Genomic DNA, 14,311 nt, shown 5'->3' on the forward strand with positions numbered 1-14,311 from the left:
ACGGCGGCGCCGTAGCCTGAGGACGTGGCCGATCTGACCGAGATCAGTGCCGACGACCTGGCGGCGCTGGAATTCTTCGCCGGATGCCGGCCGTCCGTACTGGCGCCGTTGGCGGCCCTGCTGCGGCCACTGTCGGTCGCACCGGGCCAGGTGCTGATCCGGCAGGGCGATCCGGCTCTGACGTTCATGCTGATCGCCTCCGGGCGCACGCGCGTGGTCCATGACGTGCCCGATGGCCAGGCCGTCGTCGCCGATCTGGAACCGGGTCTGATCATCGGTGAGATCGCGCTGCTGCGCGCCGCGTCGCGCACGGCCACGGTGACTGCCGTAGCGCCGGTGACGGGCTGGGTCGGTGACCGTGAGGCGTTCGAGGTCATCCTGCACCTGCCGGGGATGTTGGACCGCCTGGTGCGCATCGCTCGCCAGCGGTTGGCCGGGTTCATCACGCCAATCCCGGTGCAAGTGCGCAACGGTGACTGGTTCTATCTACGGCCGGTACTGCCCGGCGACGTCGAGCGCACCCTCAACGGGCCTGTCGAGTTCTCCAGCGAAACGCTCTACCGGCGTTTCCAATCCGTGCGTAAGCCGACGAAGGCCCTGTTGGAGTATCTCTTCGAGGTCGACTACGCCGATCATTTCGTCTGGGTGATGACCGAGGGTGCCCTAGGACCGGTCGTCGCCGACGCCCGCGTGGTCCGCGAGGGTCATGATGCGACGACAGCCGAGGTGGCATTCACCGTCGGCGACGATTATCAGGGCCGCGGGATCGGAACTTTTCTGTTGGATGCCCTGGTGGTGTCCGCGGATTACCTTGGGATTCAACGTTTTACCGCACGTGTGTTGAGCGACAACTACGCGATGCGGCGCATCCTGGACCGGCTGGGTGCGGTGTGGGAGCGTGAGGATCTGGGTGTGGTGCTCACTGACGTCCCGGTGCCGGCCGTCGACACGCTCAGTTTGGAACCCGAACTGGCGGCCAAGATCAAGGACGCGACCCGGCAGGTGATCCGGGCGGTGAGCCAGTGAGGCCAGTTGTTACCGCCAGTGGCCGGAGGCCACCATTGAACAAAGACACGACCGTGTGCATCTCATTGGCGGCCCGGCCCAGCAACATCGGGACGCGTTTCCACAACTATCTCTACGACGAACTTGGCCTGGACTTCCTCTACAAGGCCTTCACCACAACCGATATCGCCGCGGCGATCGGTGGCGTGCGGGCCCTGGGTATTCGAGGTTGTTCGGTGTCGATGCCGTTCAAGAAGGCCGTCATGGACCTCGTCGACGAGGTCGAACCGTCAGCCCTGGCGATCGATGCGGTGAACACGATCGTCAACGACCTGTCGGTGCCTGGGGGCCGTCTCGTCGCCTCCAACACCGATTACCTGGCGGTGCAACAACTCGTCGAGCGGTTGAACCCGGACGACGCGGTGCTGATCCGGGGCAGTGGCGGCATGGCGAAGGCCGTCGGTGCGGCATTGCGGGACAAAGGATTTCGCAGCGGCACGGTCGTAGCGCGCAACCCCGACGCCGGAAGTGCACTGGCCGAGACACTCGGCTACGGCTATGCGCCCGAGGTCGGCGCACTGACGGCACCCATCCTGGTCAACGTCACCCCGATCGGGATGGCCGGCGGACCCGACGAACACCGCAGTGCATTCGAACCGGCCACCATCGCGGCGGCCGGCGCCGTCGTCGACGTGGTGGCGATGCCGGCCGAAACCCCGTTGATCATCGCGGCTCGGGCGGCCGGCGTGCCGGTGATCACCGGCGCCGAGGTGATCGCGCTACAGGCCGCCGAACAGTTCGAGCGTTATACGGGAGTGCGGCCGACGCCGCAGCAAGTGGCCGCGGCGTCGGCCTTCTCCCGGCAGGCGTCTACGGCGTGATGACCGCCTGGTCGTCGATCGCCGAGGTGGCATCCATCAGCGGACCCATCTGATCCTCGGTGCCGTCGGCGTTGAACTGCAACACGAACAGCCCGTCGGATCCGGGGATCACCACTGTCTTCTGGGCGATCAGCCGGGTGGCGCCGTCCTTCACATAGGTGCCACCGATCTGATACGCATCGAATCCGCTCAGTTGGTCAGCAGATCCGTCGCCCTGGTTCTCGTAGCCCGGCAGGTTCCTGATCTCGTTCGGTGCGTACTCCAGGATCTTGGCCGGGTCGACGTCGCCGGTCAGCTTGGACATCAGCGCGATGATCGACGGCGGATCTGCCGTGAACGCCGGGTCGGTGGATACGATTGCGGCCCAGGACCATTCGGGAGCCGACGAGGTCGCGTCCGCCCAGCCTTCGGGAATCGGCAGGTCCAGTGTGGGTGTGCCCGGATCGCCTCGGTGCACCGGGGTTTCGGTGATGTTGTTGTCCCGGATGTAGTCCACGATCGTGTATTGGTGCCCGGCTGTGGGCGTGTGCGTGTCCGTGTCGGCGGCCTTGGTCGGTTCACTGCTGGTGCTGGTCCCGGTCGCCTCGGTGGCGGTGCCCGATATCGTCTTGTCGCCGCAGCCGGCCAGGGTGACCCCGAGTGCGACGGCGGCGATGGCGATTCCGCCGGCCCTCATTGAGGTGGTCATCGGTCTCCAATCGGTTGGACGCCCCCGGCGAGGCGCAACTGATTTGCACGATAAACGCTTTCCTGGGCAATAGCTGGCAGAAGCCGCAGTCCTGGTACGCCATCTTTTGCACAGTGAAAGGTCTGTGACATTGCCGGCCGAGCCGGGCTCAGCATTTCGCGGACAGGTACACCGTCTGCCGCAGAATCTGTGCCGGCCGTATCGATGAGACGGTGCACCGATCGAGTGCAGCCGTGCCGGCGCGGTAGATGATGACGTCGAAACCCTGGCGTTCGAGTTCGTCGGCGGTGTCCTGCGCGGACCTGACCCCTGACGGTGAGGCCGGCGTCGGGGCGGGAAAACCCAGGGCCAGGGCCGACAGCGCACTGCCGGCAAGCACAGCTCCAGTCAGTCCGTACACCTTTTGCCCCTCGTCGTTGTGGACGCTCCGCTGGTGCCAACCAGTGCTGCCACAATTAAATTCCGCTGTATCGCAACACTTGTCGTGCTGCAGCCCAGGAGAAACAAGTTGACAAAGTGCGCTGTGGCCGTCCTCGACAGCAAACCCCGGCTGTGGTATCAAAACGCCGTGCGCCTTTTCGCCGTCGCGACGGTTCTCCTGGTGTGCACCGCGGCTTGCGGGGCGCGGTCGGCGCCGGAACCGACGCCGACATCGTCAGGGCCGCAGACCACCGGCAGTGCGGCGACGGTGAACCCGGCCCGCATCGACCGGGTGCGCCAGGACCTGCCGCCCGGCTACGAGGTGGTGGCCATCGACCCGCTTGCGACCCCGGTGTCGCTGTGGGGATTCGGGCCGGACTGGACGGCCGACCCGACGCAGTGTGCAGCGGCTGCCGCCCCCGAAACCGAACCGGGGAGGGGTTGGTCGGCCTCGGGGCCGGGCGGCATCGTGTACGCGGCGGTGGCGAAGTTGAAAGCGGGGTCGGGCGTGCCCGGACCGGGCCCCGACGCGGCGTGCGAACAGTGGAAGGTGTCGGGCGGGCACTCCACCGGAACCGTGACGCCGGCCGCTGCTCCGGTGATCGAGGGTGCGGTGACCGCGGGGACGTCCACCGCCGTCACCACCGTCGTCGAAGGCGGCACTGAAACCAGATCTCACGCCGACACATTCACCGCCGATCTGCATTCCGAGGGCGTCGACTACCACGTGTTCATCACCGTCGTCACTGATCCCGGATCGCCGAATCCCGCGCTGGCCCCCGCGTTCACCTCCGATCTCCTGGTGAAATCGGTTTCGGCGTTGCGCGGCTGAGTCGGTCGTCCCGGGTATGTCGACGGGCCCAGGTATGTTATCCAGCGATGGAGAACCGCAACGTCTTACTCGCCGCCGCGGGCGTTGTTGCCTGCGCCACCGGATTGGTCGCCTGCGGTCAATCGGATCAGTCGACGTCCGCCGGCGCGGACATCGCCAACATCGCCAAGGTGCGCTCCAACTTCGGGCCGGAGTTCAAAGTCACCGACGTCGCCCCGGCCGGGATCGACCCGAAAAAGCTGGCGCCGCACAAAATGCCGCCGGGGGTGAAGGTCGAACCCGCCGATTGTGCGAAGTTCGCCGAGGGGCAGTCCCTGCCTGAAGGGCTGAAGGGCAACGTGGCGGCCACCACGGCCGAAGGTGCGGGTAACCGGTTCATCGTGATGGCGCTGGAAACCTCTGAACCGGTCCCGCTGAACGATCCCGGCGATGCGTGCAAGCAGGTGAAGTTCCTCGGTCCCGGGATCCGTGGGCAGGTCGATGTGGTCGAGGCACCGCAGATCGACGGGGCGCGCACGAAGGGGACGCACCGCATCGTGCAGACCGAGATGGGCGGCCAGGCTCGCACCGGTGAGTTGTTCAACTATGTCGCCAGTTTCGACACGTTCATGGTGATCGTCACCGCCAACCCGCTGGTGGTGCCTGACAAGCCGGTGTCGCCGGTGGACGACAAGCGGGCCCGCGACCTGCTCACCAGTGCGGTCGCCGCGGTACGGGGCTAGTTCCGAACGTCAGCGGACGTCGTGCGGGCGGAACTGGATGCTGATGCGCGGCCCGACCAGGCTGGTGGTCTTGGGTATCGAATGCTCCCAGGTGCGTTGACACGACCCGCCCATCACCAACAGGTCGCCGTGGCGGTGCTGTAGCCGCAGCGCATGACCGCCGCCGCGGGGGCGTAATGCGAAAACCCTTGTCGCGCCGAGCCCGATGATGGCCACCATGGTGTCTTCGGTGCGGCTGCGGCCGATGGTGTCGCCGTGCCAGGCGACGCTGTCGTTGCCGTCGCGGTACAGGCACAAGCCTGCGGTGGTGAACGGTTCACCGAGCTCGCCGCCGAAGGTGTCGTTGAGCCTCCGGCGGATCTGTTTGAGCCTGGGGTGCGGCACCGGATCGTTGATCAGGTGGTGGAAGCTGACCAGCCGCGGAACCGCCACCACGCGGTCGTACATCTCGCGTTCCTCGGACCGCCAGGGGATCCCGTCCATCAACTCTTCGAACAGTGAGTCGGCGTCGGGCAACCAGCCCGAGCGCAGTTCCACCCAGGCGTCGTTGCCGAGTCGACGACGTTCAGCGTGCTCGAACAGTGAGCCTTGCAACGCCAGCTCCATGCGCGCGAGTGTATCGCACAGGCGTTCGACTGTGTCAGAGGCGGGAGGCCCCGGGGCCCCGGTCGGCGAGGACATCGCCGGGGTTGGTCAGCAGGCACGTCTTGAGGCTCAGGCAGCCGCAGCCGATGCAGCCGGTCAGGTTGTCGCGCAACCGTTGTAGATGCAGGATGCGGTCGTCGAGGTCCTGGCGCCAACCGGCCGACAACTTGGCCCAGTCCTTGCTGGTCGGAACCCGGTCGGCGGGCAGTCCGGCCAGTGCCTCGCGGATGCGGGCCAGCGGAATGCCCAGGCGTTGCGACATCCGGATGAAGGCCACGCGGCGCAGCGTCTCGCGTGCATAGCGCCGCTGGTTTCCCGAGGTGCGGCGGCTGGCGATCAGGCCCTCGCGCTCATAGAAGTGGAGCGCGGACACCGCCACGCCACTGCGCAGCGACATCTCTCCGGGAGTTAGCTCGTGCGTCTCCATACACCTCAACCATAGTTGAGTTAACGTCATGGGGTGGAGACTGCCGCGTTCGGTTCCAACTCTGAGGTCGGCACTCTGCGCGCCGTCATCCTGCACCGGCCGGGCCCGGAGTTGCAGCGCCTGACGCCACGCAACAACGACGCCCTGCTGTTCGACGGCCTGCCGTGGGTGGCCAAGGCGCAACGGGAGCACGACGCCTTCGCGGCGGTGCTGCGTTCCCGCGGCGTCGAGGTGTTGCTCCTGGCGGATCTGCTGACCGAGGCGCTGGCCAGCGGTGCGGCCCGTATGCACGGCATCTCTGCCGCCGTCGACGCCCGGCGTCTCGGTGTGCCGCTGGCTCAGGAACTTTCGGCCTATCTCCGTGGGCTGCCGCCGGCCGATCTGGCGCACATCCTGATGGCCGGCATGACCTTCAACGAGGTGCCCTTCCACGGTGCCGAGTTGTCGCTCGTACGCCTCATGCACCACGGCGGGGATTTCGTGATCGAGCCGCTGCCCAATCTTCTGTTCACCCGGGATTCGTCGTTCTGGATCGGGCCGCGGGTGGCCATCACCTCGCTTGCCCTGCCGGCCCGGGTGCGCGAGACCTCGCTGACGGATCTGATCTACGCCCACCATCCGCGGTTCCTCGGGGTCCGGCGGGCGTACGAGTCGCGTTCGGCGCCCGTCGAGGGCGGCGACGTGCTGCTGCTGGGGCCCGGTGTGGTGGCGGTCGGAGTGGGGGAGCGGACCACGCCCGCGGGTGCCGAAGCATTGGCGCGCAGCCTGTTCGACGACGATCTGGCTCACACCGTGCTCGCGGTGCCGATCCGGCAGGAGCGTGCCCAGATGCATCTGGACACCGTGTGCACGATGGTCGATGTAGACGCGGTGGTGATGTACCCGAACATCGTGGACTCGTTGTCGGCGTTCACCATTCACCGTACGGACGGTGAGATCCAGATCGACGACGAGGCGCCGTTCGTCCGGGCCGCCGCGGAGGCGATGGGCATCGAGCAGCTGCGGGTGATCGATACCGGGCTCGACCCGGTGACGGCCGAACGTGAGCAATGGGACGACGGCAACAACACCCTGGCCCTGGCGCCGGGTGTGGTGGTGGCCTACGAGCGCAACGCCGAAACCAATGCCCGGCTGGCGGATTCGGGTATCGAGGTGCTGTCGATCGAGGCTTCAGAGCTGGGCACGGGGCGGGGCGGGCCCCGCTGCATGTCGTGCCCGGCAGCGCGGGACCTGCTCTAGCTTCCGCAACGCCGTTTGCGCGCGCCGTTTTCTACGCGCCGTTTTCTACACCACGGTCGCGGCCCGGTCATCCTTGCTCGCCGCTTTCCACCTGAGGGTCGTTGTGACTCGCTATTGCAGCCCACAGGTAGAAATCGGCGTCGGGCCCGCGAAATCGGCGCAGAGTCACGGCGCACAACTACCGCCAGGAAGGCAGCCAGATCTCCAGATTCCAGGTCGACTGGGCAATCGGAATGCCCGTCAGGACCGGGTACAGCCACGCGAAGTTCGCGATCACCAGCGCCACGTAGAAGCACACCACCAGCAGCCCCAACGTTCGACGCTCGGGATTCTGCTTGGGCTGGTACAGGATGTCGCCGAGGATCAGCGCGATCGCCAGAATCAGGAACGGCGCCATCACGGTGGCGTAGAAGAAATACATCTGCCGGTCGATGTCGAAGAACCAGGGCAGGAAACCCGCCGAGTAGCCGACCAGAACCACGCCGTAGCGCCAGTCGCGTCGCACCACGGCCCGCCACAGGGCCCAGCCGAGCACCGGCACCGCGATGAACCACATCGCCGGAGTGCCCACCAGCATCACGGCTTTCACACAGGACTGCGTGCCGCATCCGGCCACATCGTGGTTGTCGATCGCATAGAGCACCGGCCGCAACGACATCGGCCACGTCCAGGGTTTGGATTCCCACGGGTGGTGGTTGCCGTCGGCGTTGGTCAGGCCGGCGTGGAAATGGTAGGCGGCGTAGGTGTAATGCCACAGCGAGCGCAGCGCGTCGGGCAGCGGGATGATGCTGTTCTCGCCGATGGACTGGCCCGCCTCGTACCGGTTGATGCCGGTCTCGGAGGCGAACCACGGCCCGTAGGACGCCAGGTACACGGCGATCGGGATCAGCCCGAATACGTACGCGGCGGGTCCCACATCACGGCGCAGCATGCCGCGCCACGGTGCCTGCACGTGGTACTGCTTGCGCGCGATCGCATCGAGCACGAGCGTCATGACGCCGAAGAACGCCACGAAGTACAGCCCGGACCACTTGGTCGCGCATGCCAGCCCGAGCAGCACCCCGGCGCCGAACCGCCACCACCGGACGCCGAGTCGCGGCCCCCAGGGAGTCTCGGTGATCCGGCCCTCCATGAACGCCATGTGCATGCGCTGGCGGACGTCGTCGCGGTCCACCATCAGGCAGGCGAACGCCGCCACCACGAACACCACCAGGAACACGTCCAGCAGTGCGGTTCTGGCCGAGACGAAGCTGACCCCGTCGGCGATCAGGAGCAGCCCGGCGATACCGCCTACCAGGGTGGAGCGGCTGATCCGGCGCGCGATCCGCACCACCAGCAGCACGATCACCACCCCGCACAGGGCCCCGGAGAAGCGCCAGCCCAGCCCGTTGTAGCCGAACAGCGCCTCGCCGATCGAGATCAGCTGCTTGCCGACGGGCGGGTGCACCACGAGCCCGTAGCCCGGGTTGTCCTCGACCCCGTGGTTGTAGAGCATCTGCCAGGCCTGCGGCGCGTAGTGCTTCTCGTCGAAGACCGGGGTGCCGGCATCGGTCGGCGAGCCCAGATTCAGGAACCGGCTGATCGCGGCCAGCCCGGTGATCACGGCCGTCATCAACCAGCCCTGCAGCCGGTCTGTCGGGCCGAAATCCGGGGCCGGGATCAGCGGCGCGGGGCTGATGAGGGGGACCGAGCGACCTGCCGTCGGGGTGGCGGTGGCGGTGGCGGTCACGCAAGCGATCGTAGGCTGTCGGTCGTGACACCCGGCAAACTACTGATCGGCGCCACGCCGCTGGGTCGGCCCGATGACGCGTCGGCGCGGCTGGTCGAGGCGCTGCAGACGGCTGACATCGTGGCGGCCGAAGACACCCGACGCGTCCGTGGGCTGGCCCAGTCGCTGGGCGTGCAGCCGGGCGGTCGGATCCTGAGCTTCTTCGACCAGAACGAGGCGAGCCGCGTGCCGGGTCTGGTGGAGGAGATCGCCGCGGGTGCGACGGTGCTGGTGGTCAGCGACGCCGGCATGCCGCTGATCAACGACCCGGGCTACCGCCTGGTGGCAGCGTGCGCCGAGGCGGACCTGCCGGTTTCCTGCCTGCCGGGGCCGAGTGCGGTGACGACGGCGCTGGCGGTGTCCGGGCTGGCCTCGGACCGGTTCTGCTTCGAGGGCTTCGCTCCGCGCAAACACGCCGCCCGGCTCGCCTGGCTGCAGACCCTGGCCGCTGAACCGCGAACCACCGTGTTCTTCGAATCCCCGCGCCGGTTGCCAGAGACCCTGCGCGACGCGGTCGAAGTGCTCGGGCCACAGCGGCGTGCCGTGGTGTGCCGCGAGCTGACCAAGACCCATGAGGAGGTCCGCCGCGGCAGCCTGGCCGAGCTCGCCGAGTGGGCCGCCGACGGCGTTCTGGGGGAGATCACCGTGGTGTTGGCCGGTGGCACCCCGACTGTCGAACTGCCCGCCCTGGTAGCCGAGGTCGAGGAACTGGTGGCCGACGGTGCCCGCGTCAAGGACGCCTGCGCCCAGGTGATCGCCGCCAATCCCGGGGCGCCGTCACGGCGAGAGCTCTATGACGCGGTGCTGCGGGCGAGGGGCTGAACTATCGACGCTGCCTTGTGGAGGCATTCTTCCCATTCCGCGTCGACGTCCGAATCGGCGGTGATGCCGCCGCCCACGCCGAGCACCGCCGTCCCGTCGGCGCCGAACTCCACGGTGCGGATCGCCACATTGAGTTCACACCCCGCCATCGGCGACGCTAAACCGACTGTGCCGCAATAGATCCCGCGCCGTGCCGGTTCCCACTGCCGCAGTAGCTGGCGGGCCCGCCGCTTAGGGGTGCCGGTCACGGAGGCGGGCGGGAATGTGGCGTCCAGTAGTGCGCTCATCGGCAGCCGTACGGGAACCTCGGCGGTGACGGTCGAGACCAGATGCCAGACTCCGGGCGCCGGATGTACCGCGAGCAGTTCGGGCACCGTCACGCTGCCCGTCATCGCCACCCGTCCGAGGTCGTTGCGGACCAGGTCGACGATCATGACGTTCTCGGCGACATCCTTGACCGAGGCCAGCAGATCCGCTGGGTCGGCCGAGCACGGCAGCGTGCCCTTGATCGGACTGGAGGCCACCGTCGTACCGGCCCGGCGCAGGAACAACTCCGGCGACAGCGAGGCCACTGCGCCCCAGTCCCCGGCCACATACGCGGCCCGCGCCGGTGCAGTCCGGGCCACCGCCTCGCTGAAGAAGTCGATCGGCTCGCCATCGAGGCGGCCGGTGAAGCGGGTGCACACACAAGCCTGATAGACCTCGCCCGCGGCGATCGCCTCCAGACAGGCCAGTACGCCGCGACGGTGATCGTCGCGATCCGGTGCCGCCCACGCGATGGCGCAGGCGTGCGGTGTCGCTGGCCGCAGGGCGGTGAGCCAGGTGGGAAGTGCTGCACCACTGAGGCTTTCGAACCACCAGATGCCCCCGGAGTCCTGGCGCAGCACGCAGTCCGACCAGCCGCCGGCGGCCACCGGGATGCGCGGCGGGGTGCCGTCGGCACCGGGATCCGGGTAGGCGAGGTAGCCGAACCATCCGCCCCCGACCGCGCCGGCCGGCCCGGAAAAGTCTTGTGCCACCTCGAACGCGCTTGCCGGCGCAACGGGGGCCACCGCCACCGACGGTGCGATCACCGCGCGGGAGGAGAACCAGTCACCGATCAGCGCCGCGGGTGGCGCCAAGCCCGCGGTCCGAGCGGCCGCGGCGACGCCACACAGGACCGCCGGGGCATCGCCCAGCGCGCCGAGCCGCTCGATCCGCATGCAGCTAGCTTGCTTCCTCCCGCGAGCAGACGCAAAACTGCCCATTTCCGCGGGAAAATGGGCAGTTTTGTGTCTGCTCGCGGGAGAACGTCAGCGGCTGATCACCCGCGGGATGTCGATGCCGGCGAGCTTGTCCGGATTGCGCATCGCGTAGAAGTGGGTGATCTTGCCGTCGGCGACCTCGACCGTGACCACGCCCTCGAAGCTGTCTTCGAGGTACAGCTTGAACGCGGCGGCGTTGTTGTATGTCGTCGGCTCGAAGCGGCCGCCCTGCTCGATGAACCGCATGAGGCCGATCACCAGCTTGGCCACCGACTGGGCCCCGGTCACCGGCCTGCGGGCGGCGCTGCGCTTGCCGTCGCTGTCGGCCGTCCACACCACGTCCGGCGCGAGCAACTCCAACAGCACGTTCATGTCGCCGGTCGTCGCGGCGGCGAAGAATCGCTGGGTGATCTCGGACGACACCTGCGGGTCGACCGGTTCGTACCGCTTGCGTCGTGATTGCACATGGTTGCGGGCCCGGTGCGCCATCTGACGCACCGATGCACTGGATTTGCCGATCGCCGAAGCGATTTCGTCGTGACTGAATCCGAACACCTCGCGCAGCACGAACACTGCGCGCTCATCCGGGGTCAGCGTCTCGAGCACCACCAGCATGGCCATCGAAACGGACTCGGCCAGCACCACGTCCATTGAGGGATCGCCCGCATCGCCGGCGGACCCGCCCGTCAACAGCAGCGGTTCGGGCAGCCATGGGCCCACGTACTCCTCGCGCCGCCGCGACTGGGCGCGAAGGGCATTGAGCGCCTGGCGGGTGACGAGCTGGGCCAGGAACGCCTTGGTGTCGCGGACCGAGTCCAGATCCACCTCGGCCCAGCGCAGGTAACTCTCCTGCAAGACGTCATCGGATTCGGTTGCCGTCCCGAGGATCTCGTAGGCGATGGTGAACAACAACGGCCTCAGCAGAGTGAATCGTTCGGCGTGTTCGTTCGAGTTACCTGCGCCAGGGGTGTTCATCGGACCGGTGTCTCCTGCTGTGCCTCGGCCAGCTGGCGCGCCCGGTTGTCACCCTTGAACCAGAAGTAGGAGCCTGGCTTCACGCCTTCCTTGCGCAGGAACGTCAGGGTTGCGCGGCAGACCTGCTCCTTGAAGAAGGCGCCGGTTCGGCCGCCGATGAAGACCCGGCGCGGGCTGTCGTCCGAGTGGCACAGCTGCACTGTCCCGGCGTTGCGGCCGACACTCACGCACTGTCCGGCGAAGGCCTGGTTGATGACCTTGGGCTCGGCGCCCGCGATGCGGGCCAGCACGGTGTCGGCCGCCTGGACACCCAAGGGGCCTGCCGACTGGCAGCTCATCCGCAGCGGAATTCCCGACGGTGAGGCCGCGTCACCGGCGGCGACGATGCGCGCGTCGTCGATGCTGGTGAGGGTTTCGTCGGTGAGCAACCGGCCCAGCTCATCGGTACGCAGTCCGCTCGCGGCGGCCAGTCCGGGAACCCCGAACCCGGTGGTCCACACCGTCACCGCGCTGGGCAGGCGGTTGCCGTCGGCCAGTGTGATGGCGTCCGCTTCGACCCCGGACACCAGGATCTCGGGTCCGTCGATGATCGAGACGCCGAGCTTGGTCAACGCCTTGACGATCGAGCGACGGGCGCCTGCGCCCACCGAGGCGCCGACCACATCCGTGACGAGCGTGACCTTGCGTCCCGCCTCGGCGAGCTCGGCGGCGGCCTCGATGCCCGTCAGCCCGCCGCCGACCACAACCACCGGTGCCGACATCGGCACGTCCTGCAGCCGGTCGTGCAGCCGCTGGGCCTGTTCCAATTCCGAAAGCGGATAAGCGAATTCCGCGGCGCCGGGCACCGAGGCGGGCACCCCGCCGGTGCTGCCGACGGCGTAGACCAGATAGTCGTAATCGAGCACCTCGCCGGACCTCAGCTGCACCTGACGGATGTCGGCGTCGATGTACTCGGCGCCGTCGACCAGCAGCCGCACCCCGTCGCCCAACAACGTGTCGTAGGCGGCCGTGGCGTCGTGGTTACCGGCCGCCAGCTGGTGCAGCCGGATCCGCTCGACGAACTCGGGCCGCGGATTGACCAGCGTGACAGCCACGCCCGGTGTGCCCTGCAGCCGGTTGGCCGCCAGCACCCCGGCGTAACCTCCGCCGATCACGATCACTCGGGCGTTCTGTGCAGTTATTTCGGTCATGGGAACGGCTCCTGTTCTCAAAAGGCTTGTGCCCTCAAGACACCGCGCAACACGGATTTGTGACAGGACTCTTCGGTTATGTGACCCACATCACCGGAGAAGCTAGACCAGGCCCAGGGCCAGCATCGCGTCGGCCACCCGGATGAAGCCGGCGATGTTGGCGCCGGCGACGTAGTTGCCCGGCTGGCCGTACTCGTCGGCCGTGGTCAGGCACCGGTCGTGGATGCGCCGCATGATCTCGGCCAGCCGCGCCTCGGTGTCGTTGAAGTTCCACGAGTCCCGCGAGGCGTTCTGCTGCATCTCCAGCGCGCTGGTGGCCACACCGCCGGCGTTGGCGGCCTTTCCCGGGGCGAACCGCACCCCGGCCTCCTCGAAGTACTTCACCGCGTCGGGCGTACACGGCATGTTGGCGCCCTCGGCCACGATCTGGCAGCCGGATTTGATCAGCATCGTTGCGTCGTCGCCGGAGACCTCGTTCTGGGTGGCGCAGGGCAGCGCGATGTCGCACGGCACTTCCCAGACGCTGCGCCCGGTCACCACATGTGCGGCGCCGCCACGGGCCTCGGCGTAGTCCTCGACGCGGCCCCGGCGCAGTTCCTTGACTTCCTTGAGTAGGTCGAGGTCGATGCCCTTCTCGTCGCGCACGTAGCCGCCGGAGTCCGAGCAGGCCACCACGGTGCCGCCCAACGAGTGCACTTTCTCGATCGCGTAGATCGCCACGTTGCCCGAACCGGACACGACCACCTGCTTGCCCTCGAAGGACTGCCCGGTGGATCGCAGGATCTCGTCGACGAAGAACACCGTGCCGTAACCGGTGGCCTCGGTGCGGACCTGCGACCCGCCCCAGGTCAGGCCCTTGCCGGTGAGCACGCCGGACTCGTAGCGGTTGGTGATCCGCTTGTATTGGCCGAACAGGTAACCGATTTCGCGCATTCCGACGCCGATGTCGCCGGCCGGAACATCCGTGTACTCGCCGATGTGGCGGTACAGCTCGGTCATGAAGGACTGACAGAACCGCATGATCTCGGCGTCGGAGCGGCCCTTGGGATCGAAGTCCGATCCACCCTTGCCCCCGCCGATCGGCAGGCCGGTGAGCGAGTTCTTGAAGATCTGCTCGAACCCGAGGAACTTGACGATCCCGAGGTAGACCGACGGGTGGAACCGCAGCCCGCCCTTGAACGGTCCGAGCGCCGAGTTGAATTCGACGCGGAAGCCCCGGTTGATCTGAGCGGTGCCGGAATCGTCGAGCCACGGCACCCGGAAGATGATCTGCCGCTCAGGCTCACACAGCCGGCGGATGATGGCCCCGTCGGCGTAGTCGGGGTGTTTGGCCACCACCGGCCCGAGGCTGGTCAGGACCTCGTAGACGGCCTGGTGAAATTCCTTCTCGCCGGCGTTGCGCTGCGCAACCTCTTCGTAGATCGCCTGCAATTTCTCGTGTAGTACAGCCATC

Annotated in this window: 15 protein-coding genes; 6 read left to right on the plus strand and 9 right to left on the minus strand. The window is 67.5% G+C overall.

Translation table 11 applies throughout. The annotated features are described in order from the left end of the window. Positions 1-24 precede the first annotated feature (24 nt). Positions 25-1,026 (plus strand): GNAT family N-acetyltransferase, encoded by a 1,002-nt coding sequence (locus ACZYZF_RS15465; protein WP_463836195.1) that lies wholly within the window; start codon positions 25-27, stop codon positions 1,024-1,026. Further along, positions 1,023-1,886 (plus strand): shikimate 5-dehydrogenase, encoded by an 864-nt coding sequence (locus ACZYZF_RS15470; RefSeq protein ID WP_463836196.1) that lies wholly within the window; start codon positions 1,023-1,025, stop codon positions 1,884-1,886. The genes ACZYZF_RS15465 and ACZYZF_RS15470 overlap by 4 nt, the downstream gene beginning before the upstream one ends. On the opposite strand, the gene lpqN is transcribed toward ACZYZF_RS15470, so the two are convergent. Together lpqN and ACZYZF_RS15480 are read right to left on the minus strand one after the other, a co-directional pair. Further along, positions 1,876-2,574: an envelope biogenesis lipoprotein LpqN gene (lpqN, locus tag ACZYZF_RS15475; RefSeq protein WP_463836197.1), complete on the minus strand. Its 699-nt coding sequence runs from the start codon at positions 2,572-2,574 to the stop codon at positions 1,876-1,878. The genes ACZYZF_RS15470 and lpqN overlap by 11 nt on opposite strands. Positions 2,575-2,722: 148 nt before the next feature. Beyond that, positions 2,723-2,974, minus strand: coding sequence for a hypothetical protein (locus ACZYZF_RS15480; protein ID WP_463746129.1), 252 nt, complete (start codon positions 2,972-2,974; stop codon positions 2,723-2,725). A gap of 168 nt (positions 2,975-3,142) precedes the next feature. On the opposite strand from ACZYZF_RS15480, the gene ACZYZF_RS15485 reads away from it, so the two are divergent. Next, the gene (locus tag ACZYZF_RS15485) at positions 3,143-3,826 is read left to right on the plus strand and encodes a DUF5642 family protein (RefSeq protein WP_463836198.1); all 684 of its coding nucleotides are present in this window, start codon (positions 3,143-3,145) and stop codon (positions 3,824-3,826) included. A 47-nt stretch (positions 3,827-3,873) separates the two neighbouring features. Further along, entirely contained in the window at positions 3,874-4,548 is a 675-nt protein-coding gene (locus ACZYZF_RS15490; RefSeq protein WP_463746131.1) for a DUF5642 family protein, read from the plus strand. Positions 4,549-4,557: 9 nt separating this feature from the next. Here the strand turns inward: ACZYZF_RS15490 and ACZYZF_RS15495 are convergent, their stop codons facing one another. Next, positions 4,558-5,154, minus strand: a complete 597-nt coding sequence (locus ACZYZF_RS15495) for an alpha-ketoglutarate-dependent dioxygenase AlkB (RefSeq protein ID WP_463746132.1) — start codon at positions 5,152-5,154, stop codon at positions 4,558-4,560. Positions 5,155-5,188: 34 nt separating this feature from the next. Continuing rightward, on the minus strand, positions 5,189-5,620 hold the full coding sequence (gene soxR, locus ACZYZF_RS15500) for a redox-sensitive transcriptional activator SoxR (protein ID WP_463746133.1): 432 nt from the start codon (positions 5,618-5,620) through the stop codon (positions 5,189-5,191). Between the two features lie 33 nt (positions 5,621-5,653). Between soxR and arcA the strand changes: the two genes are divergently transcribed. Next, positions 5,654-6,859 carry an arginine deiminase gene (gene arcA, locus ACZYZF_RS15505; protein WP_463746134.1) on the plus strand — a complete coding sequence of 402 codons (1,206 nt, stop codon included), beginning with the start codon at positions 5,654-5,656 and terminating at the stop codon, positions 6,857-6,859. A 178-nt stretch (positions 6,860-7,037) separates the two neighbouring features. On the opposite strand, the gene ACZYZF_RS15510 is transcribed toward arcA, so the two are convergent. Continuing rightward, positions 7,038-8,588: a dolichyl-phosphate-mannose--protein mannosyltransferase gene (locus ACZYZF_RS15510; protein ID WP_463746135.1), complete on the minus strand. Its 1,551-nt coding sequence runs from the start codon at positions 8,586-8,588 to the stop codon at positions 7,038-7,040. Between the two features lie 24 nt (positions 8,589-8,612). On the opposite strand from ACZYZF_RS15510, the gene rsmI reads away from it, so the two are divergent. After that, a complete protein-coding gene (gene rsmI, locus ACZYZF_RS15515) occupies positions 8,613-9,449 on the plus strand; it encodes a 16S rRNA (cytidine(1402)-2'-O)-methyltransferase (RefSeq protein WP_463836199.1) in 837 nt (278 codons plus the stop codon). On the opposite strand, the gene ACZYZF_RS15520 is transcribed toward rsmI, so the two are convergent. The 4 genes from ACZYZF_RS15520 to gdhA all read right to left on the minus strand — a co-directional run bounded on the left by ACZYZF_RS15520 (position 9,419) and on the right by gdhA (position 14,310). After that, positions 9,419-10,651: an aminodeoxychorismate synthase component I gene (locus tag ACZYZF_RS15520; protein WP_463746137.1), complete on the minus strand. Its 1,233-nt coding sequence runs from the start codon at positions 10,649-10,651 to the stop codon at positions 9,419-9,421. The two genes, rsmI and ACZYZF_RS15520, sit on opposite strands and share 31 nt — an antisense overlap. 90 nt (positions 10,652-10,741) lie before the next feature. After that, positions 10,742-11,668, minus strand: coding sequence for an RNA polymerase sigma factor SigJ (sigJ, locus tag ACZYZF_RS15525; protein ID WP_463836200.1), 927 nt, complete (start codon positions 11,666-11,668; stop codon positions 10,742-10,744). Next, positions 11,665-12,858 carry an NAD(P)/FAD-dependent oxidoreductase gene (locus ACZYZF_RS15530; RefSeq protein ID WP_463746139.1) on the minus strand — a complete coding sequence of 398 codons (1,194 nt, stop codon included), beginning with the start codon at positions 12,856-12,858 and terminating at the stop codon, positions 11,665-11,667. The genes sigJ and ACZYZF_RS15530 overlap by 4 nt, the downstream gene beginning before the upstream one ends. Positions 12,859-12,960: 102 nt before the next feature. Next, complete coding sequence (gene gdhA, locus ACZYZF_RS15535) at positions 12,961-14,310, minus strand: NADP-specific glutamate dehydrogenase (RefSeq protein ID WP_463746140.1); 1,350 nt, start codon at positions 14,308-14,310, stop codon at positions 12,961-12,963. Position 14,311: the final 1 nt, after the last annotated feature.

The sequence above is a fragment of the Mycobacterium sp. IDUB_24 genome (genome assembly GCF_055419385.1).

Bases quoted from the DNA above. Each gene is read 5' to 3' on its own strand.
- lpqN (WP_463836197.1), bottom strand. From the start codon at position 2,574: ATGACCACCTCAATGAGGGCCGGCGGAATCGCCATCGCCGCCGTCGCA.
- ACZYZF_RS15490 (WP_463746131.1), top strand. From the start codon at position 3,874: ATGGAGAACCGCAACGTCTTACTCGCCGCCGCGGGCGTTGTTGCCTGC.
- ACZYZF_RS15495 (WP_463746132.1), bottom strand. From the start codon at position 5,154: ATGGAGCTGGCGTTGCAAGGCTCACTGTTCGAGCACGCTGAACGTCGT.
- soxR (WP_463746133.1), bottom strand. From the start codon at position 5,620: ATGGAGACGCACGAGCTAACTCCCGGAGAGATGTCGCTGCGCAGTGGC.
- ACZYZF_RS15520 (WP_463746137.1), bottom strand. From the start codon at position 10,651: ATGCGGATCGAGCGGCTCGGCGCGCTGGGCGATGCCCCGGCGGTCCTG.
- sigJ (WP_463836200.1), bottom strand. From the start codon at position 11,668: ATGAACACCCCTGGCGCAGGTAACTCGAACGAACACGCCGAACGATTC.
- ACZYZF_RS15530 (WP_463746139.1), bottom strand. From the start codon at position 12,858: ATGACCGAAATAACTGCACAGAACGCCCGAGTGATCGTGATCGGCGGA.
- gdhA (WP_463746140.1), bottom strand. From the start codon at position 14,310: ATGGCTGTACTACACGAGAAATTGCAGGCGATCTACGAAGAGGTTGCG.